At 62.6% G+C, this 19,096-nt stretch carries 19 protein-coding genes; 10 read left to right on the top strand and 9 right to left on the bottom strand.

The features are described from left to right. Nucleotides 1-12: 12 nt before the first annotated feature. Nucleotides 13-1,107: a cell division protein ZapE gene (gene zapE, locus FRT59_RS07225; RefSeq protein WP_153870796.1), complete on the bottom strand. Its 1,095-nt coding sequence runs from the start codon at nucleotides 1,105-1,107 to the stop codon at nucleotides 13-15. A 215-nt stretch (nucleotides 1,108-1,322) separates the two neighbouring features. Here zapE and FRT59_RS07220 point away from each other — a divergent pair, with 215 nt between their 5' ends. The 7 genes from FRT59_RS07220 to FRT59_RS07190 all read left to right on the top strand — a co-directional run bounded on the left by FRT59_RS07220 (nucleotide 1,323) and on the right by FRT59_RS07190 (nucleotide 7,635). Next, nucleotides 1,323-1,823: a Csu type fimbrial protein gene (locus tag FRT59_RS07220; RefSeq protein WP_425338799.1), complete on the top strand. Its 501-nt coding sequence runs from the start codon at nucleotides 1,323-1,325 to the stop codon at nucleotides 1,821-1,823. Beyond that, complete coding sequence (locus tag FRT59_RS07215) at nucleotides 1,817-2,362, top strand: spore coat protein U domain-containing protein (RefSeq protein WP_153870795.1); 546 nt, start codon at nucleotides 1,817-1,819, stop codon at nucleotides 2,360-2,362. Before FRT59_RS07220 ends, FRT59_RS07215 begins: the two co-directional genes overlap by 7 nt. An 18-nt stretch (nucleotides 2,363-2,380) precedes the next feature. After that, a complete protein-coding gene (locus tag FRT59_RS07210) occupies nucleotides 2,381-2,923 on the top strand; it encodes a Csu type fimbrial protein (RefSeq protein ID WP_034120336.1) in 543 nt (180 codons plus the stop codon). Between the two features lie 2 nt (nucleotides 2,924-2,925). Continuing rightward, nucleotides 2,926-3,414 carry a Csu type fimbrial protein gene (locus FRT59_RS07205; protein WP_034120335.1) on the top strand — a complete coding sequence of 163 codons (489 nt, stop codon included), beginning with the start codon at nucleotides 2,926-2,928 and terminating at the stop codon, nucleotides 3,412-3,414. 25 nt (nucleotides 3,415-3,439) lie between these two features. Further along, the gene (locus FRT59_RS07200; RefSeq protein WP_153870794.1) at nucleotides 3,440-4,228 is read left to right on the top strand and encodes a fimbrial biogenesis chaperone; all 789 of its coding nucleotides are present in this window, start codon (nucleotides 3,440-3,442) and stop codon (nucleotides 4,226-4,228) included. 72 nt (nucleotides 4,229-4,300) lie between these two features. Continuing rightward, the gene (locus tag FRT59_RS07195) at nucleotides 4,301-6,649 is read left to right on the top strand and encodes a fimbria/pilus outer membrane usher protein (protein ID WP_153871123.1); all 2,349 of its coding nucleotides are present in this window, start codon (nucleotides 4,301-4,303) and stop codon (nucleotides 6,647-6,649) included. Then, on the top strand, nucleotides 6,646-7,635 hold the full coding sequence (locus tag FRT59_RS07190) for a Csu type fimbrial protein (protein WP_411828940.1): 990 nt from the start codon (nucleotides 6,646-6,648) through the stop codon (nucleotides 7,633-7,635). Before FRT59_RS07195 ends, FRT59_RS07190 begins: the two co-directional genes overlap by 4 nt. On the opposite strand, the gene FRT59_RS07185 is transcribed toward FRT59_RS07190, so the two are convergent. Beyond that, a complete protein-coding gene (locus FRT59_RS07185; RefSeq protein WP_153870793.1) occupies nucleotides 7,632-8,369 on the bottom strand; it encodes an anti-sigma factor family protein in 738 nt (245 codons plus the stop codon). The two genes, FRT59_RS07190 and FRT59_RS07185, sit on opposite strands and share 4 nt — an antisense overlap. Beyond that, nucleotides 8,366-8,872, bottom strand: coding sequence for a sigma-70 family RNA polymerase sigma factor (locus FRT59_RS07180; RefSeq protein WP_153839262.1), 507 nt, complete (start codon nucleotides 8,870-8,872; stop codon nucleotides 8,366-8,368). Before FRT59_RS07180 ends, FRT59_RS07185 begins: the two co-directional genes overlap by 4 nt. Nucleotides 8,873-9,039: 167 nt before the next feature. Here FRT59_RS07180 and FRT59_RS07175 point away from each other — a divergent pair, with 167 nt between their 5' ends. Both FRT59_RS07175 and FRT59_RS07170 read left to right on the top strand, forming a co-directional pair. Next, nucleotides 9,040-10,122 (top strand): catalase family peroxidase, encoded by a 1,083-nt coding sequence (locus FRT59_RS07175; protein WP_153870792.1) that lies wholly within the window; start codon nucleotides 9,040-9,042, stop codon nucleotides 10,120-10,122. Continuing rightward, nucleotides 10,119-10,658: a cytochrome b gene (locus tag FRT59_RS07170; protein WP_153870791.1), complete on the top strand. Its 540-nt coding sequence runs from the start codon at nucleotides 10,119-10,121 to the stop codon at nucleotides 10,656-10,658. The genes FRT59_RS07175 and FRT59_RS07170 overlap by 4 nt, the downstream gene beginning before the upstream one ends. A 35-nt stretch (nucleotides 10,659-10,693) precedes the next feature. On the opposite strand, the gene FRT59_RS07165 is transcribed toward FRT59_RS07170, so the two are convergent. Then, complete coding sequence (locus tag FRT59_RS07165) at nucleotides 10,694-11,845, bottom strand: M14 family metallopeptidase (protein ID WP_153839264.1); 1,152 nt, start codon at nucleotides 11,843-11,845, stop codon at nucleotides 10,694-10,696. Nucleotides 11,846-12,310: 465 nt separating this feature from the next. Next, the gene (locus tag FRT59_RS07160; protein WP_198809808.1) at nucleotides 12,311-12,661 is read right to left on the bottom strand and encodes a DUF6124 family protein; all 351 of its coding nucleotides are present in this window, start codon (nucleotides 12,659-12,661) and stop codon (nucleotides 12,311-12,313) included. A 130-nt stretch (nucleotides 12,662-12,791) separates the two neighbouring features. On the opposite strand from FRT59_RS07160, the gene FRT59_RS07155 reads away from it, so the two are divergent. Next, nucleotides 12,792-13,427, top strand: a complete 636-nt coding sequence (locus tag FRT59_RS07155; RefSeq protein WP_153870790.1) for a LexA family protein — start codon at nucleotides 12,792-12,794, stop codon at nucleotides 13,425-13,427. Here the strand turns inward: FRT59_RS07155 and FRT59_RS07150 are convergent. The 4 genes from FRT59_RS07150 to FRT59_RS07135 are packed head-to-tail and all read right to left on the bottom strand — an operon-like array spanning nucleotide 13,424 to nucleotide 18,950. Continuing rightward, the gene (locus FRT59_RS07150) at nucleotides 13,424-15,349 is read right to left on the bottom strand and encodes an acetyl/propionyl/methylcrotonyl-CoA carboxylase subunit alpha (protein WP_153870789.1); all 1,926 of its coding nucleotides are present in this window, start codon (nucleotides 15,347-15,349) and stop codon (nucleotides 13,424-13,426) included. The genes FRT59_RS07155 and FRT59_RS07150 overlap by 4 nt on opposite strands. Beyond that, complete coding sequence (locus FRT59_RS07145; protein ID WP_153870788.1) at nucleotides 15,346-16,152, bottom strand: gamma-carboxygeranoyl-CoA hydratase; 807 nt, start codon at nucleotides 16,150-16,152, stop codon at nucleotides 15,346-15,348. Before FRT59_RS07145 ends, FRT59_RS07150 begins: the two co-directional genes overlap by 4 nt. Before the next feature lie 15 nt (nucleotides 16,153-16,167). Then, entirely contained in the window at nucleotides 16,168-17,775 is a 1,608-nt protein-coding gene (locus FRT59_RS07140; RefSeq protein WP_034120322.1) for a carboxyl transferase domain-containing protein, read from the bottom strand. 11 nt (nucleotides 17,776-17,786) lie between these two features. Then, nucleotides 17,787-18,950: an isovaleryl-CoA dehydrogenase gene (locus FRT59_RS07135; protein WP_153839267.1), complete on the bottom strand. Its 1,164-nt coding sequence runs from the start codon at nucleotides 18,948-18,950 to the stop codon at nucleotides 17,787-17,789. Nucleotides 18,951-19,096 lie beyond the last annotated feature (146 nt).

The raw sequence follows: 19,096 nt of genomic DNA, 5'->3' as shown, positions 1-19,096 counted from the left end.
CACAAAAGGCGCTCATGATACCGGGTCGGGGGCGGTTTGCGGGCTGCGTGTTTGCAATTGGCGCAGGCGGCTAGCGGTGCGGGCGAGGTCGATGGCCTGGCCTTCCAGGCATTTTTCCAGGGGTTGGTGGCCGATGAGGGTCAGGCGTTTGTCCTGGTCGTAGAGCACATCCACCAAGTTGATAAAACGCTGTTGCACGGCAATTGGGCATTCGGCCAGTTGTGGCAGGCCGTCGATGATCCAATGGTCGAAATCCTGGCACAGCAGCAGGTAGTCCATGACTGCCGTGAGCTGTTCACACAGGTCGTTGAAGGTGAACACGATGGTCCGCGCCTGATGGCCGCGGCACAGCAACCGCCGAGTGCCGACGGTCAGGGCTAGCGCCGGGCAATCCATGGCGGGCAACCCGAGGCTTACTCGCTGGTCTGAAGTGCCTGGCCATACATACTGGCCGCTGGTGAAGCATTGCTGCGGGTGGGCCTGGGGCAGGCTGCGAAAGTCCTGGGGCGCACTGACTTCCAACACGTCCATGCGCGCGGCGATCAGGTCGATCACCGGCTTGAATCGTTCATGGTACAGCGGGTTGGGCAGCAAGCCAGCGGGTGGGTAGTTGGAGGTCACCAGCACCAGCACCCCGCGCTGAAACAGGGCCTTGAACAAGCGGCTGATGAGCATCGCATCGCCGATATCGTGGACGTGGAATTCGTCGAAGCAGAGCACCCGGCAGTCGGCCAGCAACTGATCCAGGGCGACGGCCAGGGCATCGTCATGCCCGCGGTGCAGGAACATGCCTTGGTGCAGGCGGGTGAAGAAATCGTGGAAGTGCACGCGCTGCTTCTCGGCGATCGGCAGCGCCTGGAAAAAACCGTCCAGCAGCCAGCTTTTGCCGCGCCCCACTGGGCCATGCAGGTACAGGCTGCGCGTGGCTTGGCCGTTGAGCAGGTGCTGGGTCTCGCGATCCAGGGCGGTAACCGCCCGGATTTGCCCGTCGCTGAGGGTATAGCCCTGTTGTTCGGCCTTGTTCTGAAAATACGCCGGGATAGGCGAGGCGCCCAGAACGTCGGTTTTTTTACCCAGCAGGCGCTGGAGCAGGGGAAGCACGGCCAATGAGAGTCACTCTGTATTGCGGTGGTCACTCACTGTAGGGCGCCCGACGCCATTTGACCAATAGGGATGTACGCGGCCAGCCATCTCGAAAAAGCATGGCATGGGCGCCAAGCCCGGCAAACTGGCACTTTCACTTTAAATGACTAATCTCATACACAGTTGTCACCCCTGTATAAGGAATTGGGGCTGTGAAGGGACCGGCGGTATTGGCTGTCATGAGCACGATGCTCTGCAACACGGCTTACGCTGCGCAACTCCAGGTGGAGGTGCGCATCGACGTGCAGCGGGGTTGCCAGTTGGTGGGCACCACCCGCCATGCGGGCATCGAGCAACTTGGCGTATTGGATTTCGGTAACGGCCCTCGTCTGGATGACCCGGCCGGCCCCCTGAGTGCGGCCTTGATCAGCCAGCGCCAGCCGCGCCTGGAATGTAACCCCGACACGCCTTACCAAATACGCGTTGATGGCGGCCTGCATGGCGGCGTAGGCGAAGTGCGTTACCTCGCCAATGCGGCGCCTTCAAGCAGGCCCATTCCCTATCGAATCTATGCCGACGCCGCGCGGTTGATCCCCTTGCCGGTGGACGTGCCGATCAGCGGCCGCGTACCGGACACCGGTTCGGTCGACCTGCCGCTGTATGGCCGTATCGAACCGCTCAAAGATATCCCGGCCGTCGGCCGTTATTCCGACCTGCTCAAGGTCACCGTCACATGGTAAGCCGCTATCTGGCCGTTGCGGCCCTGGGCAGCCTGCTGTTGCTGGCGGATGACGCGCAGGCGGCCGCGGTCAACGGGCAGATCCACGCGCGGTTGGTGATCACCGCCAGTTGCGAAGTCAGCAAAGGCGTGGAGCGCGCACCGGTGACCCCCGAAGGCGGCACCGCGCTGCTGGATTTCGGCAGCCAGGGGCCGACCTGGAATGACACGTTGGGAGCGACCCTTTCCGATGGCGAGAAAGCGCCGCTGTCGGTTTCCTGCAACCCTTCGGTGGTCAGCAGTTTCACCGTGACCATCGACGGTGGCGCCCACGGCGACGGCACCACGCGCCGCCTGAGCAACGGCCGCCAGACGATTCCCTATCGGCTATCGGCCGATGCATTGGGCCAGAGCGCCTACCGCATCGGCCAGCAGCGCAATTTCGTCGTGACCAAGGGCGCACAGGTACCTATTCCGGTATTCGGCTCAGTGGTGGCGAATACCAGGGCCCTACCGGCCGGCATCTACACAGACACCCTGACGGTGACTCTGGATTGGTAAACCATGAGGATAAATATCATGCATGCACTCGTATCTCGAATCGGCGTATGTGCCCTGGGCCTGGCGCTGGCTTCCAGCGTGAATGCGGCGACCACGGTCACCGGGCAGATCACCTCCAGCCTGACCTTGATCGCCAGTTGCCAGGTCAACGGTTCTGGAGCGGCCACCGGGTTGAACTTCGGTAGCCTGAACTTCGGCACCACCAACAGCCTGTTTACCAATGCCGATGCGCAATTGCTCGGCGGCACCGGTACTGGCGGGGCGCTGTCGATCCTATGTTCGGCCGGCACCACGCCTGCGGTGAAGGTGCGTGCCGGTGCCCATGATGGCGCCTCCCCGGGCGGCACCCGTGCGCTGGCCGATGGGGCGGGGAACTTCGTGCCTTACGACTTCTACACCGACAGCGGGCACTCCGCGCTCCTGGCGATTGATGGCGTGGTCACCCTCGCCACCAGCACGGGCGTGGCGCAGACCGTCAACCTCTACGGTCGGGCGGTGGGCAAGGCGGGGCTGCCGGCGGGTACTTACACCGACACCGTGGCCGTGGAGCTGACGTTCTAACGATGTGGCTCAGAGTGTGGTTGGCCTGTGGGTTGGCGATGCCGCTGCCGCTATCGGCGGTGACCAGCCAGAGCTTCCAGGTCAGCGCGACCATTACCCCGGGCTGCCTGATCGTGGGCGGTGGCTCCAACTACGGCGCGTTGGCCTACGGCAGCTATTCGGCCCTGGCCACCAGCACGGTAACGGCGGCCCTCACTGGCGGTGTGACGTTGCAATGCACGCCGGGCGTGGCCCTGAGCATGAGTGTGGATGGCGGCTTGCACAGCAGCGCCGGGCGTAATTTGCAGCTCAACAGCGGCAGTGCGCGGGTGGCTTACCAATTGTTTCGGGATGCGGCGTTCAGCCAAAGCCTGGGGATCAGCCAGAGCGTCAGCGTGACCTACAGCGATGCAAACAACATCAGCCTGCCGATTTACGGGCGGGTGGTATTGCCGGGCAATCAGCCTGGGGGGACGTATAGCGACACGCTGCAGGTGCAGCTGTCGTGGTAGGGCTATCGGTATAAGGAGTGGTGTTATGCGTTCAGCTTCCCGGCGGTGGTGTGCCGCGGGTATTGCCTTGGTTTTTTTGTGCACAGCAGGGCTGGTGCAGGCGGCCAGTTCGGTGCTGATCTGGCCCATTGACCCGGTGTTGGAGGCCGATCAACAGGCCAGTGCGTTGTGGCTGGAGAACCGTGGCACGGAGACCGCCAACCTGCAGATCCGCGTGTTTGCCTGGAGCCAGACCGGCTTCGAGGAGCAGTACCAGAACCAGCGCGATGTGATCGGTAGCCCGCCGGTGGCCAGGATCGAGCCCGGCCAGAAGCAACTGGTGCGCCTGACCCGCACCCGTGAAGTGCCACCCGGGCAGGAGTTGGCCTACCGCATCATCATCGATGAAATCCCTTCGGCGCTGCAGGTGCCCGCACCGCCGGAAGGCAAGAACACAGCGGCGGCGATTCGCTTCCAGATGCGCTATTCGGTGCCGTTGTTTGCCTACGGCGCCGGGCTTTGGAGCAAGGATGACGCCACTCGCCAGCGCGACCCCAAGGGCGCGGGCAAGCCGGAGTTGAGCTGGCAAAAGGTCAACGTGGCCGGGCACAGCTACATCGAGGTGCGCAACCAGGGCGCCGTGCACGCGCGGCTCACCGATGCGTCGTTCAAACAGGGCGGGCAGACCCGGCCGCTGGTGGAGGGGTTGCTCGGCTATGTACTGCCGGGCGCGAGCATGCGCTGGCCGGTGCCGGATGCCGTGTCGGCCGACCAGCCATTGCAAGTCAGGGTCAACGGCGCGCCGCAACTGGAGAGCCTGGCGCCAAAGCGGTAATGGTTGTGTAGCGAGACGGGCTCAAGCCCGGGTTTAGACAGGATGGAGATGTCCATTGAAGGACACAACGCCATGGTGAGTCGTGGCTGGGCTCGAGGTTTATGGCCGTCGGTGGCAGTGGCAAGCGGGCTGTGGGGCGCGGCGGTGGCGGGCGACCTGCCGCCGCCGCCGAGCAGTATGGAGGCAGTCGCTGATGCTCAGCTGTTTCTGGAACTGGTGGTCAACCAGATGGACACCGGCCGCGTCATCGCCGTCGATCAGCGCGCCGGCCAGCTGTTTGTACCGGCCAGTGCCTTGCAGGACGTGGGCATGAAACTGCCTGGCGAACCCGTCGGCAGTGTGGCCCTCGACCAGGTGCCCGGCCTGCACAGCGACTACGACAGCCATGGCCAGCGCCTGCTGCTGGATGTGCCGCCGTCATGGTTGCAGGCGCAGTTTATCGGCAACCGCAGCACCTACCCCCGCACCCAGGCCATGAGCAGCTTCGGCGCCTTGCTCAACTATGACGTGTATTTCAACGACACCGATGACGGCGGCAGTTACCTCGCCGCCTGGAACGAGGTGCGGCTGTTCGACAATTGGGGCACGTTGTCCAACACCGGGCAGGTCCGCCAGACCCTCGCCGGTGGCATCAGCGACAGCACCCTCAGCAACGGCTACCGGCGCTACGACACCACTTGGCGGTTTTCCGATGATGAACGCCTGCTCACCTACGAGGCCGGCGACGTGATCAGTGGTTCGCTGCCCTGGAGCAGCTCGGTGCGCCTGGGCGGGGTGCAACTGTCTCGGGACTTTGCCGTGCGCCCGGACCTGGTCACTTACCCCTTGCCGCAGTTTGCCGGTGAGGCGGCGGTACCCTCGTCGGTGGACCTGTTTATCAACGGCTACAAATCCGACAGCGCACAGCTGCAACCCGGCCCCTATACCCTGACCAACATCCCGTTCATCAACGGTGCCGGCGAGGCCGTGGTGGTCACCACCGATACCCTCGGTCGCCAGGTCTCGACCACGGTGCCGTTCTACGTCACCAGCACCTTGCTGCAACAAGGCTTGACGGACTTTTCGGTGGCCGCCGGTACCTTGCGTCGTGACTACACCCTGCGCGATTTCGGCTACGGGCCGGGCGTGACCAGCGGTACGTTTCGCTATGGTTATTCGGATAACCTGACCCTGGAAAGCCACGCCGAAGCGTCCAGCGACCTGACCCTCGGCGGGCTCGGTGGCAACCTGCGCCTGGGCAACTTCGGCGTGCTCAATACCGCCGTCAGCCAGAGCCAGTTCGACAGCCGCAGCGGCCAGCAACTGAGCCTGGGCTACCAGTACAACAGCACGCGCTACAGCCTGATGTACCAGCGCGTGCAGCGGCGCGACGACTATGCCGACCTGACCCTGGTCGATACCCCTTACGCCAGCCTCAGCAAGCGCAGCGAGCAGGTGACCCTGAGCCTCAACCTCGAGCGTTTTGGCAGCCTGGGCCTGGGCTATTTCGACGTGCAGGCGGCGGACGATTCGCGCACGCGCCTGCTTAACCTGAGCTGGAGCAAACCGCTGTGGCGCAATACCAGCTTCTACCTGTCGGCCAACCGCGAAATCGGCGACAGCAACTGGGCCATGCAGGCACAACTGGTCATCCCGTTCGACCTCAACGGCAGCCTGGCCTTGAGCACCGAGCGCAGCAAAGATGGTGCCAGCCGCCAACGCATCAACTACAGCCGCTCGGTGCCCAGCGAAGGCGGCGTGGGTTACAACCTCGGTTATGCCCAGGGTGATGGCCCGGTCTATCGGCAGGCCGACCTGACCTGGCGCTTGCAGTCGGTGCAGTTGCAGGCCGGCGTGTACGGCAGCAGCGATGCGCAGACGCGCTGGGCGGATGCCAGCGGCTCGCTGGTTTGGATGGGAGGCGAGACCTTTGCCGCCAACCGTATCAATGATGCGTTTGTGGTGGTGAGTACCCAGGGGTTTGCCGGGATTCCGGTGCGCTACGAGAACCAGCTGGTGGGCCAGACCGACCGTAACGGCCACTTGCTGGTGCCGTGGAGCAGTGCGTATTACCGCGGCAAATATGAGATCGACCCGCTGAACCTGCCGGCGAATGTGCAGAGCCCCAATGTGGAACAGCGGGTGTCGGTGCGCCGGGGTAGCGGCTATCTGCTGGAGTTCCCGCTGCGCCGGGTGCTCGCCGCCAGTATCACTCTGGTGGATCGCCAGCATCAGGAGTTGCCACTGGGCAGCCTGGTGGTGCACGAGCAAAGCAGCACCCAGGCGGTGGTGGGCTGGGATGGCCTGGTTTATCTGGAAAACCTCAGCGCCCACAACACCTTGCAGGTCACGTTGGGCGAAGGGCGGACCTGCCAGGCGACATTCGACATCGATGAGCAACAACAGGACGTGCCCCTCATCGGGCCGTTGGTGTGCCAATGAGCAGGCTGCGGGTGACGGGCAAGGCATGGCTGTATGGAGTAGGGCTGTTGTTTTCCGGGCAGGTAATGGCGCTGTGTTCGGTCGGTTCCACTGTGCCGGCCAGTTTCGGCTCGATCAGTTCGATGACGGTGCGCACGGCGGCGCAAACCAGCTCCACCACCAACTCAGGGTTGAGCTGCACCTCGGCGTTGATTTCGTTGCTGGTGTCCACGGACCACTTTTACGCGACGATCACCTCGGCCCAGAGCGGCATGGTCGGGCCGACCGGTGATGTGATCGGCTACACGATTTATGGCAACAACAGCACCAGCTACCCGATAACCCGTGGCGCACAATTCGATTTTGGTGGTGCCGGGGGGATTGCCCAGAGCATTGGCCTGGTCGCCGGGCCTGGGGCGAAGACCGTGCCGCTGTACCTGAGCAGCATCACCGGCAGCAACGTCGCGGCTGGGTTGTATACCGAGACATTGAACATCGCCTGGAACTGGAATTATTGCTCGGGGATCGGCGTTGGTGGTCTGTGCCTGGGGCGTGACATTGGCAGCGGCACGGCGTCGCTGACGGTCAGCATGACCGTGACCAATGACTGCCAGATCACCGCGCCGAATATCAGCTTTGGCAGCGCGCCGGTGGTCAGTGGGTTTACTGCGGTGACCGGGCAGACGATCAATATCGCCTGCACCAAGGGCAGCGCCTATACCGTGGGCTTGAGCGACGGCCAGAACCCGGTCAGTGTCGGCGGGCGGCGACGCATGATTTCTGGTACCAATTACCTGGCCTACGACATTTTCAAAAGCGCCGGCACCACGCGGTGGGGCAGTGTCGGCGCGGCGCGGCGTGCCAGCTCCACGGCCGAGGTCAACCCCGGTAACGGCTTGGGGACCGGCAGCCAGGTGTACAACTACAACGCGCGAATCTACACCGACCAGACCACGCCGCCGGGCGGCACTTATATCGACAACGTGGTGCTGGACGTGGGCTTCTAGAATTTCATCAACGGCGTGACGGGCTGATCCACCGGGCTGACTATCGCGTAGTTGTAGCCGCCGCCCGACCAGTATTGGGCCTGCAAGCCATCGGCACTGCGGCTGCCCCGGGGCAGAAAACCGTTGTTCGGGCCCGGCGGGCGGATATAGAAGCTGATGCGCCGGCCTTGTAGGTCTTCGTACAGCACCATGGCCGCTGCGCCTTGGTCGGTGGTGAGCAGGCGCCCGCTGACCGGCTTGAACCCCGCCTGGCTCAGGTCGGGCAGGCGGTGGGCCTGATTGAAATAGCGGTCGAGCCAGGCCTGCATATTGCCGCCGCCGTCGGCGTTGTAGTCGGCGGGCATGATGCCGTCCTGGGCAAACAGCCGGTAGGCCTGCATGGCGTCGGTCATCGGCAGCAGCGGCGGTTGGGTAACTTCGCGGGCGTGCCAGCCGCCCACGCCGCCGAGGCTCACGGCGATCAGCAGCAGCGCCGCCGTGGCGAAGTGGCGGCGGGACTGACGCTTGATGCGCTGGCGAATCAGCGCCGGGTCCAGTGCCGGGTTGTTCGGCTGTTGCAGCGAGCCGCTTAAAGAGGCACGCAATAATTGCGCATCCTGTTGCCAGGCATGCACCTGCGCGGCGACCTCGGGGTGGTTGGCCAGCCAGGTTTCAAGCACGCGGCGATCACTCTCCAGTAATTGATGATCGACGTAGGCATGCAAATCGCGTTCGCTGGGGGGAAGGCTGATCATTTGAGTCTCCGCAGGGCAGGGCCGGTAATTTCGCCATCGCTGAGTTGACGCAGCGCTTGGCGCGCGCGGGACAGGCGGGACATCACGGTACCGATGGGCACCGCAAGAATCTCGGCCACTTCCTTGTAGCTCAAGCCTTCGACAGACACCCATAGCAGCAGGGCACGCTGTTCGGTGGTGAGCCGGTCGAAGGCTTGCAGGGTGGATTGGGCCATCACCGTGCGCTCCACCGACGGTTGCACGTCATCGCGGCCGGTGAAGAATTCGAGCATGCGTGCATAGCGTCGGCTACGGCGGTGGGCGTCGAGAAACTGCCGGTAGAGGATCGAGAACAGCCAGGCGCGCAGGTCGCCTTCGATACGTTTGCTGGCCCAGGCGATGATCGCCCGTTCCAGGGTCGCCTGCACCAGGTCATCGGCGCTGCTGCTGTTGCGCGTCAGGGACACGGCAAAACGCCGTAACCTGGGGATGAGTTCACGTAACTGTTCGTCGAGTTCATGCATGGGTGTCTGGCTGATCACTACGCTGGAACTAGAGAGACGTCCGGCGTTGAAGGTTATTCCACGGCCAACAAAATAATTTCAAGGCCAGGGAATAGAGCAAATCGGCGTTCGTCTTAATGCTCCGACCTTATGTTTCACCCTAAGGCCTCTGGCCCTGGAGTTCCTGCATGGTAGATCACTCATCACCCCCCCGTCCTCCGCTGAGCACCGCGAGCCTGATCGCACGCCTGGCGGGCATCGGCGCCGTGGTTGCCGTTGTCGCCGGGGCATTTGCCTACGTCAACGGCACTCTCGACCCACAACGCCTGCGGCCAAAAACCTTGGTCAATGCCTTGGAAACCAATAACGGCGTGCACCCGGGGTTTCGCCGTAACCATGCCAAGGGCGTGTGCGTGGCCGGTTATTTCGAGAGCAGTGCCGAGGCGCGTGCGTACTCCAGTGCCCAGGTGTTCAGCGAGGTCAAGACCCCGGTGATCGGCCGGTTTGCCTTGCCCAGTGGCAACCCTTATGCGCCGGACAGCAGTGTGCCGATTCGCAGTTTTGCCGTGCAGTTCAGCCAGGCCAACGGCCAGCAGTGGCGTACTGGAATGAACAGCATGCCGGTGTTCCCGGTGGGCACGCCCGAGGCGTTCTACCAGATGCTCAAGGCCGGCGCGCCAGACCCCGCCACCGGCAAGCCGAACCCGGCGGGCATGCCCGCGTTTTTTGCCGCGCACCCGGAGACGGCGCCGTTCCTGGCCTGGGTCAAGACCGCCAAGCCGTCGGCCAGTTATGCGACTGAAACCTATAACGGCATCAACGCGTTTTACCTGGTGGGTGCCGATGGCCAGCGCCAGGCCGTGCGTTGGGGCGTGGTGCCGCAGAGCCAGGACACGACGGGTGATACGGCGCCGTCGGGCAGTGATTTCCTGGAACAAGACCTGGTGCGGCGCCTGGCCGCCGGGCCGCTGCGTTGGCAGTTGAACATGACCCTGGCCAACCCTGGCGACCCGTTGGATGACGCGAGCAAGACCTGGACCGGCGCGCACAAGGTGCTGAACGCCGGCACCCTGGTGCTGCAAAGCAGCCAGCCACAGGCGGATGGAGATTGCCGCGATATCAACTTTTACCCGCTGATTTTGCCCAGTGGCATCGAGGCCTCCAAGGACCCGTTGCTGGCCGCACGCTCGGCCGCGTATGCCAGTTCGTACCTGCGCCGCGCCGGTGAAGTCAGCCCGTTGCACAGTGCCCCTCAGGAGTCGAAGCCATGAATGCTCAACCGCGTTTTTTTGCACCCCTGGCACGTCTGCTGCACTGGCTGATGGCGCTGATGATCATCGCGATGTTGTTTATCGGTGCCGGTTTGGCGGCGTCCGTGTCGGAGCGCCATGAGTGGCTGATCCACTTACACAAGCCTTTAGGGATTGCGATTCTGGCACTGGTGATCGTGCGATTGGTGGTGCGCTTTTCCACCCGACAACCGCCGTTGCCTGCGGATTTGCCTGTGTGGCAAGTGCTGGCAGCCAAGGCTTCCCATGTGCTGTTGTACGCATTGATGCTGGTGTTGCCGTTGCTGGGCTGGGCAATGATTTCGGCAGCCGGTGACCCAGTGATGCTCAGCAGCAGCGTGCAACTGCCCGCGCTGGTGGGGGCGAATGCGCCATTGTTTGCACTGTTGCGCAAGGCTCATGGCTATCTCGCCTACGTGTTGTTCTTCACCGTGCTGGCGCACTTGGCGGCGGCGTTGTTCCACGGTTTGATCCGCCGCGATGGTGTATTGCAAAGCATGACCGGCACCAAGCACTGATGGGCTTTTGTGGCGAGCGAGCTCGCCACAAATCGTTAACGCAAGAGGCCGACGATATCGGCGACGCTGCTCAATACGTCCTTGCCCAACTGTTTCGAGCGATCGCCTGACCAGCCGGTGCGCAGGTTGGGCGCGTCGTCGTTGTCTTTGAAGGGCATCTCCAGGGTCAGGGACAGGCAGTCATACTTCTCACCGACCGCGTTGCAGGCCAGGGTCATGTTGGCTTCGCCCGGCAGGTCGCGGGTGTAGCCATGGGTGGTCTGGAAGTCTCGGGTCAGGTGGCTCAGGTGGCTGCGGAAGTGTTTTTCCAGGGCTTCGATACGCGGGGTGTAGCCGGGGTTGCCTTCGCAACCGGCGGTAAAAACGTAGGGGATTTCTTCGTCGCCATGGATATCGAGGAACAGGTCCACGCCGTATTTTTCCATCTGCTCCTGAATGAAGAATACTTCCGGGCTGAGTTCCTGGCTGGCGCTTTGCCAGGCGCGGTTAAGGTCCTGGCCCATGGCATTGGTGCGCAGGTGGCCGTGAAAGGCGCCATCGGGGTTCATGTTTGGCACCAGGTACACGTCAGCCACGGCTAGCAGCTTTTTCAGCTCTTCATCGCCATCCTGTTGCAGGCGCTCAATCACACCTTCCATAAACCATTCGGCCATGTGTTCGCCGGGGTGCTGCTGGGCGATGATCCACACCTTGCGGCGGCCTTCGCCTCCTTTGCCGCGGCGTAGCAGTTGTATATCACGGCCTTCGGCGCTCTTGCCGGTGGCGAGCAGGGTGACCCCGGCGTACTTCAGGGCTTGATCGATCAGCCAGTCGTGGCGTTCACGGCTGTAGGGTTCGAAATAGGCGAGCCAGACGTGCTTTTCCCGGGTTTGGAGGGTGATATGCAGGATCTCGCCATCAAAGCGCGTCGGTACCCGGAACCAGTTGATATGGTCGTAGGACGCCACGGCGTTGTAGCCGCTCCAGGCATGCTTGTAGGACGAGCGACCCGCGTTGCTCAAGCGAAAGGTGTGGGTATGGCCCACGTGCATGCCTTCGGCCTTGAAGTGGAACCATTGGAAGTGATCGCTGCGGGTATCGGGTTTGATTGCCAGCAACAACTGATAGGCATCGCTGGCATCCAGGACCTGGATATTGCCGCTGTCGAAGTCGGTGCTGATTTTGATGGAGGTCAAGGCCACGGTCATAGTCTGGTTGCCTGAATATGAGTGATGTGGCGGCTATATTACACAGGCGTCAGGTAAAACCTGGATGCAAAATTGTTGCATGGGGGAGGGGGCGTCATCCCTGACGCCGCCGCAGCTTAGAATCTATGAGATTGATTCTCAAGCGCTAATTCGCAAATATCCGGGCTAGAGCAGTCGAGCGGCTTTCTTTGGGCGATAGTCTTTTGCTACCATGCGCGCCATCGAGCAACACACAGTCTTCATTAGCCTGAAGCCATGCCAGGGAAACTGGCAAAAAAAAGACCCGGCCAAAGAGCCGGGTCAAAAACCGTGATTAGCCTGATGAGGAGATATTCCAAGAGTCCGACCTAAGGTCCCTTGGTCTATCGACTGATCTCGCGATCAGCTGAGTCCAATAATAATCATTATCATTTGCAAGTCAAATGTTTTTATCCGTGGGATAGAAATATTTTTCTTTCGCGGCTGTTACGCGTTTGCCTGAGCCCCTGGCCCTTGCAACGATCGCTCCACCATCGCCTTCGCCATGTCGATCAAATACACCACGGAAAACGCCAGGTCGCGCTGGTTGCCTTGATGGCTGCACGCTGATTCGTAGGCAGTTGCCGCTGCGCTGCGCAGCAGGTCCGAGGCGTGCACCAGGGCTTCCTCCTGGCTGATGCCCGGCTTGATTGCGAACAGCGTGCCGTCCGAGGCAGGCGACGACATATCTTCTTTCAAGTAATAGTCGAGTGCGCGTTGGGCCGCGCCGCTGTTGCACATGTCGTGTAATTCAACGTGTTCAGGTGTTTCGGGCAATGAATGCGGGCTGGTCGTCATGAGCGGCAGTACTCCGGTGGGTGTCGAAATCCTTAGGCTTGATGATAGTACGTATCGTATTTATGTCGTTTTATGGATTACTACAAACTGTTTATTGCCCTGAGAAACACACCCCGTATTGTCAGGCGCCATGGATAACTGGATAGCGTTGGTCAAAGCCAGCATGAAAGACCGCAAGGTCACACAGGGCGAACTGGCAGAGCGCCTGGGCATGTCCCAGGGCGGCGTCGGCCATTGGCTCAACAAGCGCCGCGTGCCGAGCCTGGCGGACATGAATCGGGTGCTGGCGGAGCTTGGGTTGGGGGGCTTGGAGGTGGCGCTCGAGATTCGTGAGCGGGCCGCAACGGAGCCTGCGTTGGAACAACGCTACAACCCCTATTTCCGCTACCCGGTCAGCGATTGGAAGCAGGCCTGCGAGCTGCGCGAAGAGCGTGCGGCCTATAGGGCTGGACGTTACGAGTTGACCGATTACCACGCTCGAGGCGAAGCGTTCTGGCTGCCGGTAACGGGCGACGCCATGACCGCGCCCACGGGCTTGAGTATCAGTGCCGGGATGATGATCCTGGTGGACCCGGCCATCGACCCCGAGCCCGGCAAACTGGTGGTCGCCCAATGGGCTGGCAGCTCCCAGGCGACCTTTCGGCAATTGCAGGACGAAAGCGGCCAGCGCTACCTGGTGCCGCTCAATCCCACTTACCCCAAGGCACTGCTCACCGACGAATGCCGCCTCCTGGGTGTCGTGGTGCAAGCCACGGCCAGGTTTTAGCCGGTCGTTTCGAGCTCCACCAACGCGCTGCCTTCAGCCACCATTTCACCTTCCTGGCAGAACAACGCCTTGACCACCCCGGCCTGGGGCGCACGGATGCTGTGCTCCATCTTCATGGCTTCCAGCACCACCAGTTGGGTGCCAGCCTCGACGGTCTGGCCTACCTCCACCAACACGCGCACGATGCTGCCGTTCATCGGAGCGGTAAGGCCGCCCTGATGGGATTGCCCAGCCTCGACCGCCGCAATCGGATCGAACAAGCTGACAGCATGCATTTCGCCTTCCCAACGCAGGTACAGATTGCCTGCACTGCGGACCGCCAGATGAGCGCGGCGCACGCCTTGGTGTTCGATCAGCAACTGCTCGCCGCACAGCAGCGGCGTATGCCCCGACAATGTCACCAGCCGATCCTGCCCATTGCAGCTCAAGTGCAGCGACACCTCGGCAGGCAGGCCCGTACGAAAGCCCTGGTTAGTTGCCCACGGCCCTTCACCCAGCGGCAGGCTCTGCATAAACGCCGAGCCCGCCGCCTGCCAGAACGCATCGCTCAATGCACCGGGCGCTGGCAACAGTTCATCCTGATAGCGCGGGATAAACCCGGTATCCAGTTCGGCCGCCGCAAACGCGGGATGGCCGATGATGCGTCGCAGAAAACCCAGGTTAGTCTTGAGCCCGCCGACCGCAAACTCATCGAGCATGCCCAGTAACCGCAAGCGCGCCTGTTCACGGTCTTCACCCCAGGCAATCAACTTGCCAAGCATCGGGTCGTAGAAGGGCGATACGTCGTCGCCTTGTTCGACACCACTGTCCACCCGGCGTCCCGGGCCTGGGCTGGACTCGCGGTATAGCGCCAGGTGCCCGGTGGCCGGCAGGAAATCATTGGCCGGGTCTTCGGCGTACAGCCGCACTTCAATCGCATGGCCGATCAACGGCACCTGCTCTTGAGTGATCGGCAGCGCCTCGCCCTGGGCAACTCGAATCTGCCAGGCCACCAGGTCGAGGCCGGTAATCGCCTCGGTCACCGGATGCTCCACTTGCAGCCGCGTGTTCATCTCCATAAAGAAGAACTCGCCCCGGGCATCCAGCAAAAATTCCACCGTGCCCGCGCCGACATAACCGATGGCCTGGGCTGCGCGCACTGCCGCTTCGCCCATGGCCTTGCGCTGCTCCACACTCAAACCCGGTGCCGGGGCTTCTTCCACGACCTTTTGATGGCGACGCTGGATAGAACAGTCGCGCTCATTGAGGTACAGGCAGTGGCCGTGCTGGTCGGCAAACACCTGGATCTCGACATGGCGCGGCTTGAGCAGGTATTTCTCCACCAGCATCTGCCCATTGCCGAACGACGACAGCGCTTCACGCTGGGCGGAGGCCAAGGCTTCGGCCAATTGGCTGACGTCCTCGACCACCTTCATGCCCTTGCCGCCGCCGCCGGCCGTGGCCTTGAGCAGCACCGGGTAGCCGATACGCTCGCAGGCGGCGCGGAAGGTCTCCAAGTCCTGGGCCTCGCCGTGATAACCCGGCACCAGCGGTACGCCAGCCGTTTCCATCAGGGCCTTGGCCGCAGACTTGCTGCCCATGGCATCGATGGCCGAGGCGGGCGGGCCGAGGAAGATCAAGCCGGCGGCCTCGATGGCGCGGGCGAAGCCGGCGTTTTCCGAGAGGAAGCCGTAGCCGGGGTGAATCGCCTGGGCGCCGCTGGCGTGGGCGGCGGCGATCAGTTTGTCGATTTGCAGGTAACTGTCGGTGGCTTTGCTACCCCCCAGGTCGACACGGATATCCGCCTCGCGGCTATGGCGCGCATCGCGGTCGATGGCGCTGTGCACGGCCACGGTAGTCAGCCCCATGGCCTTGGCGGTGCGCATGACCCGGCAGGCAATTTCGCCACGGTTGGCCACCAGTATTGTGGTGAGTGAGCTCATGAACGCGGCTCCTGGGCCTGCCAACTTGGCGCACGCTTTTGCAGGAACGCGCGCAAACCTTCCTGGCCCTCGGCGCTCACACGAATACGCGCGATGGCGTTTTCACAATAACGTCGCAACGCGGGATTGAGGGCTCCGTTGCCCACTTCACGCAGTAAATCCTTACTGGCGCGCATCGCCGCCGGGCTGTTTTGCAGCAGGTTGACGACCCACTGGTCCACCTGCTGATCCAGGGTTTCGGCCGGATAACTCTCTGCCAGCAAGCCGATCTCCCGCGCCCGCTGGCCGCCAAATCGCTCGGCCGTCAGGGCATAGCGACGGGCAGCGCGTTGGCCCATCGCCTGCACCACGAACGGGCTGATCACCGCTGGCGCAAGGCCGATGCGCACTTCCGACAGGCAAAACTGCGCGTCGTCGGCTCCGATGGCCATGTCGCAGCAACTGATCAGGCCCAGCGCGCCACCGTAGGCCGCGCCTTGCACCACGGCCAACGTGGGGATTTTCAGCTTGGACAGGTTGTACATCAGCTCCGCCAGTTCGCGGGCGTCGTCCAGGTTGGTGTGGTAGTCCAGCTCGGCCGACTGCTGCATCCAGGCCAGGTCGGCGCCGGCACTGAAATGCTTGCCGCGCCCGCGCAGTACCAGGAAGCGCAGGGACGGGTCGCCCTGCACCCGGTCGAGGGCAATGATCAGTTCGCGGATCATCTGGGCGTTGAACGCGTTGTTCTTGGCTTCGCGACTGAGCCACAACGTGGCAAAGCCACGGCTGTCGGTGATCAGTTCGAGGGTGTTGAAATCGCTCATGGGATACAGCTCCATTTACATGCGGAACACGCCGAAGCGGCTCGGCTCGATGGGGGCGTTCAGCGAGGCGGACAAGGCCAGGGCCAGCACGTCGCGGGTCTGCAACGGGTCGATGACACCGTCATCCCACAGGCGCGCACTGGAGTAGTAGGGGTGGCCCTGGGTTTCATACTGGTCGAGGATCGGCTGCTTGATCGCGGTTTCTTCTTCTGCACTGAACGCCGCGCCTGCGCGCTCAGCCTGTTCACGCTTGACCTGCACCAGCACGCCGGCGGCCTGTTCGGCACCCATCACGCCAATGCGTGCGTTGGGCCACATCCACAAGAAGCGCGGGTCATAGGCGCGGCCGCACATGCCGTAATTACCTGCACCAAAGCTGCCGCCGATGATCACGGTGAACTTCGGCACCTTGGCACAGGCCACTGCGGTCACCAGCTTGGCGCCATGCTTGGCGATACCACCAGCTTCGTACTTCTGGCCGACCATAAAACCGGTGATGTTTTGCAGGAACAGCAGGGGAATCCCGCGCTGGCACGCCAGCTCGATAAAGTGCGCGCCTTTCTGCGCGGCTTCGGCGAACAGGATCCCGTTGTTGGCCAGGATCGCAATCGGGTAGCCATGCAAGTGCGCAAAGCCGCACACCAAGGTGGTACCGAACAAGGCCTTGAACTCATCGAACACCGAACCGTCCACCAGCCGTGCGATGACTTCGCGCACATCGAACGGTTGCTTGGCATCCGCCGGAATCACGCCGTACAGCTCTTCGCTGCTGTACAGCGGTGCCACGGGCGGGCGTTGCAGCAACTCACCTTGTTTGCGCCAATTGAGGTTGGCCACGCTGCGTCGAGCCAGGGCCAGGGCGTGTTCATCGCTGTCGGCATAATGGTCGGCCACGCCGGAGATCTTGCAGTGCACATCGGCGCCGCCGAGGTCTTCGGCGCTGACCACCTCGCCGGTGGCGGCCTTTACCAGCGGCGGGCCGGCGAGGAAGATGGTGGCTTGCTGGCGCACCATGATCGCTTCGTCAGCCATGGCTGGCACGTAGGCGCCGCCGGCGGTGCACGAGCCCATCACCACGGCAATCTGCGGGATGCCCTGGGCGCTCATATTGGCTTGGTTGAAGAAGATCCGCCCGAAGTGCTCACGGTCCGGAAACACTTCGTCCTGGCGCGGCAGGTTGGCGCCGCCGGAGTCCACCAGGTAGATGCACGGCAGACGGTTCTGCTCGGCGATGGTCTGGGCGCGCAGGTGTTTTTTCACGGTCAGCGGGTAGTAGGAGCCGCCTTTGACCGTGGCATCGTTGGCGACGATCATGCATTCGACGCCTTCCACACGGCCGATCCCGGCAATCACTCCGGCGGCCGGTACGTCCTCGCCATACACCTGATAAGCCGCCAGTTGGCTGAGTTCGAGGAACGGCGAGCCCGGGTCGAGCAAGCGGTTGATACGCTCGCGAGGCAGTAGCTTGCCCCGCGAGGTGTGGCGCTCCTGAGCCTTGGCGCCGCCGCCTTGTTGTACGTGAGCGAGCAGGCTGTGCAGGGCGTCGACCTGTGCGAGCATCGCCGCGCTGTTGGCGGCGAACTCTGCCGAGCGCGGGTTGAGCTGGGTATGCAGGGTGGCCATGGGGCGCTCCTTCAGCGGGTTTCGTTGAAGAGTTCGCGGCCAATCAACATCCGTCGAATCTCACTGGTACCGGCGCCGATTTCATACAGCTTGGCGTCGCGCAGCAGGCGGCCGGCGGGGAATTCGTTGATATAGCCATTGCCGCCGAGAATCTGGATCGCGTCGAGGGCCATCTGCGTGGCGCGCTCGGCGCTGTACAGGATCACGCCCGCCGCGTCCTTGCGCGTGGTCTCGCCGCGCTCGCAAGCCTGGGCCACCGCGTAGAGATAGGCGCGGCTGGCGTTGAGCTGGGTGTACATATCCGCGACCTTGCCCTGGATCAGCTGGAATTCGCCGATGCTCTGGCCAAACTGCTTGCGGTCATGGATGTACGGCACAATCAGGTCCATACACGCCTGCATGATCCCGGTGGGGCCGCCGGACAGCACCACGCGTTCGTAGTCCAGGCCGCTCATCAGTACCTTCACGCCGCCATTGAGCACGCCGAGGATGTTTTCTTGCGGTACCTCCACGTCATCGAAAAACAGCTCGCAGGTGTTGGAGCCGCGCATGCCCAGTTTGTCGAACTTGTTGCTGCGGCTGAAGCCTTTCCAGTCACGCTCGACGATGAAGGCGGTGATGCCGTGGGGGCCTTTCTCCAGGTCGGTCTTGGCGTAGATCACGTAGGTGTTGGCGTCGGGGCCGTTGGTGATCCAGGTCTTGCTGCCGTTGAGTACGTAGCAGTCGCCGCGTTTGTCGGCGCGCAGTTTCATCGAGACCACGTCGGAGCCGGCATTCGGCTCGCTCATGGCCAGGGCGCCGATGTGTTCGCCGCTGATCAGCTTGGGCAGGTACTTGAGTTTCTGTTCGTGGTTGCCGTTGCGGTTGATCTGGTTGACGCACAGGTTGGAGTGCGCACCGTAAGACAGCGCCACCGAGGCCGAACCGCGGCTGATTTCTTCCATGCTCACCACGTGGGCCAGGTAACCCAGGCCGGCACCGCCGTATTCCTCCGGCACGGTGATGCCCAGCAGGCCCATGTCCCCGAACTTGCGCCACAGGTCGGCGGGGAACAGGTTGTCGATGTCGATCTGGGCCGCGCGCGGTGCGATCTCCTTGGCCACGAAGGACTGCACCTGGTCGCGCAGCATGTCGATGGTCTCGCCGAGGGCGAAGTTCAGGGACGGGTAACTCATGGACAGGCACCTTAATGTGAGCTTTGTTGTTGTGTGGGTTGGGCGCCAGAGGAGGGCGCTCACCTTTACGTTAACGTAAGCTTGCGTTGCGGCGCTGTCAATCGTAGTTTACGTATACGTCAACCTACAAAAAAGACAACAGGGGT

Source organism: Pseudomonas haemolytica, from assembly GCF_009659625.1.
GTDB classification, from domain to species: Bacteria; Pseudomonadota; Gammaproteobacteria; order Pseudomonadales; family Pseudomonadaceae; genus Aquipseudomonas; species Aquipseudomonas haemolytica.
Note: the sequence above shows the minus strand (reverse complement) of the source record. Positions and strands in the feature narration are given on the sequence as shown.

Excerpts from the sequence above, each read along its gene's own strand:
- FRT59_RS07220 (WP_425338799.1), top strand. The coding sequence starts at position 1,323 with ATGAGCACGATGCTCTGCAACACGGCTTACGCTGCGCAACTCCAGGTG.
- FRT59_RS07215 (WP_153870795.1), top strand. The coding sequence starts at position 1,817 with ATGGTAAGCCGCTATCTGGCCGTTGCGGCCCTGGGCAGCCTGCTGTTG.
- FRT59_RS07210 (WP_034120336.1), top strand. The coding sequence starts at position 2,381 with ATGCATGCACTCGTATCTCGAATCGGCGTATGTGCCCTGGGCCTGGCG.
- FRT59_RS07205 (WP_034120335.1), top strand. The coding sequence starts at position 2,926 with ATGTGGCTCAGAGTGTGGTTGGCCTGTGGGTTGGCGATGCCGCTGCCG.
- FRT59_RS07200 (WP_153870794.1), top strand. The coding sequence starts at position 3,440 with ATGCGTTCAGCTTCCCGGCGGTGGTGTGCCGCGGGTATTGCCTTGGTT.
- FRT59_RS07195 (WP_153871123.1), top strand. The coding sequence starts at position 4,301 with ATGGTGAGTCGTGGCTGGGCTCGAGGTTTATGGCCGTCGGTGGCAGTG.
- FRT59_RS07190 (WP_411828940.1), top strand. The coding sequence starts at position 6,646 with ATGAGCAGGCTGCGGGTGACGGGCAAGGCATGGCTGTATGGAGTAGGG.
- FRT59_RS07185 (WP_153870793.1), bottom strand. The coding sequence starts at position 8,369 with ATGATCAGCCTTCCCCCCAGCGAACGCGATTTGCATGCCTACGTCGAT.
- FRT59_RS07180 (WP_153839262.1), bottom strand. The coding sequence starts at position 8,872 with ATGCATGAACTCGACGAACAGTTACGTGAACTCATCCCCAGGTTACGG.
- FRT59_RS07175 (WP_153870792.1), top strand. The coding sequence starts at position 9,040 with ATGGTAGATCACTCATCACCCCCCCGTCCTCCGCTGAGCACCGCGAGC.
- FRT59_RS07170 (WP_153870791.1), top strand. The coding sequence starts at position 10,119 with ATGAATGCTCAACCGCGTTTTTTTGCACCCCTGGCACGTCTGCTGCAC.
- FRT59_RS07165 (WP_153839264.1), bottom strand. The coding sequence starts at position 11,845 with ATGACCGTGGCCTTGACCTCCATCAAAATCAGCACCGACTTCGACAGC.
- FRT59_RS07160 (WP_198809808.1), bottom strand. The coding sequence starts at position 12,661 with ATGACGACCAGCCCGCATTCATTGCCCGAAACACCTGAACACGTTGAA.
- FRT59_RS07155 (WP_153870790.1), top strand. The coding sequence starts at position 12,792 with ATGGATAACTGGATAGCGTTGGTCAAAGCCAGCATGAAAGACCGCAAG.
- FRT59_RS07150 (WP_153870789.1), bottom strand. The coding sequence starts at position 15,349 with ATGAGCTCACTCACCACAATACTGGTGGCCAACCGTGGCGAAATTGCC.
- FRT59_RS07145 (WP_153870788.1), bottom strand. The coding sequence starts at position 16,152 with ATGAGCGATTTCAACACCCTCGAACTGATCACCGACAGCCGTGGCTTT.
- FRT59_RS07140 (WP_034120322.1), bottom strand. The coding sequence starts at position 17,775 with ATGGCCACCCTGCATACCCAGCTCAACCCGCGCTCGGCAGAGTTCGCC.
- FRT59_RS07135 (WP_153839267.1), bottom strand. The coding sequence starts at position 18,950 with ATGAGTTACCCGTCCCTGAACTTCGCCCTCGGCGAGACCATCGACATG.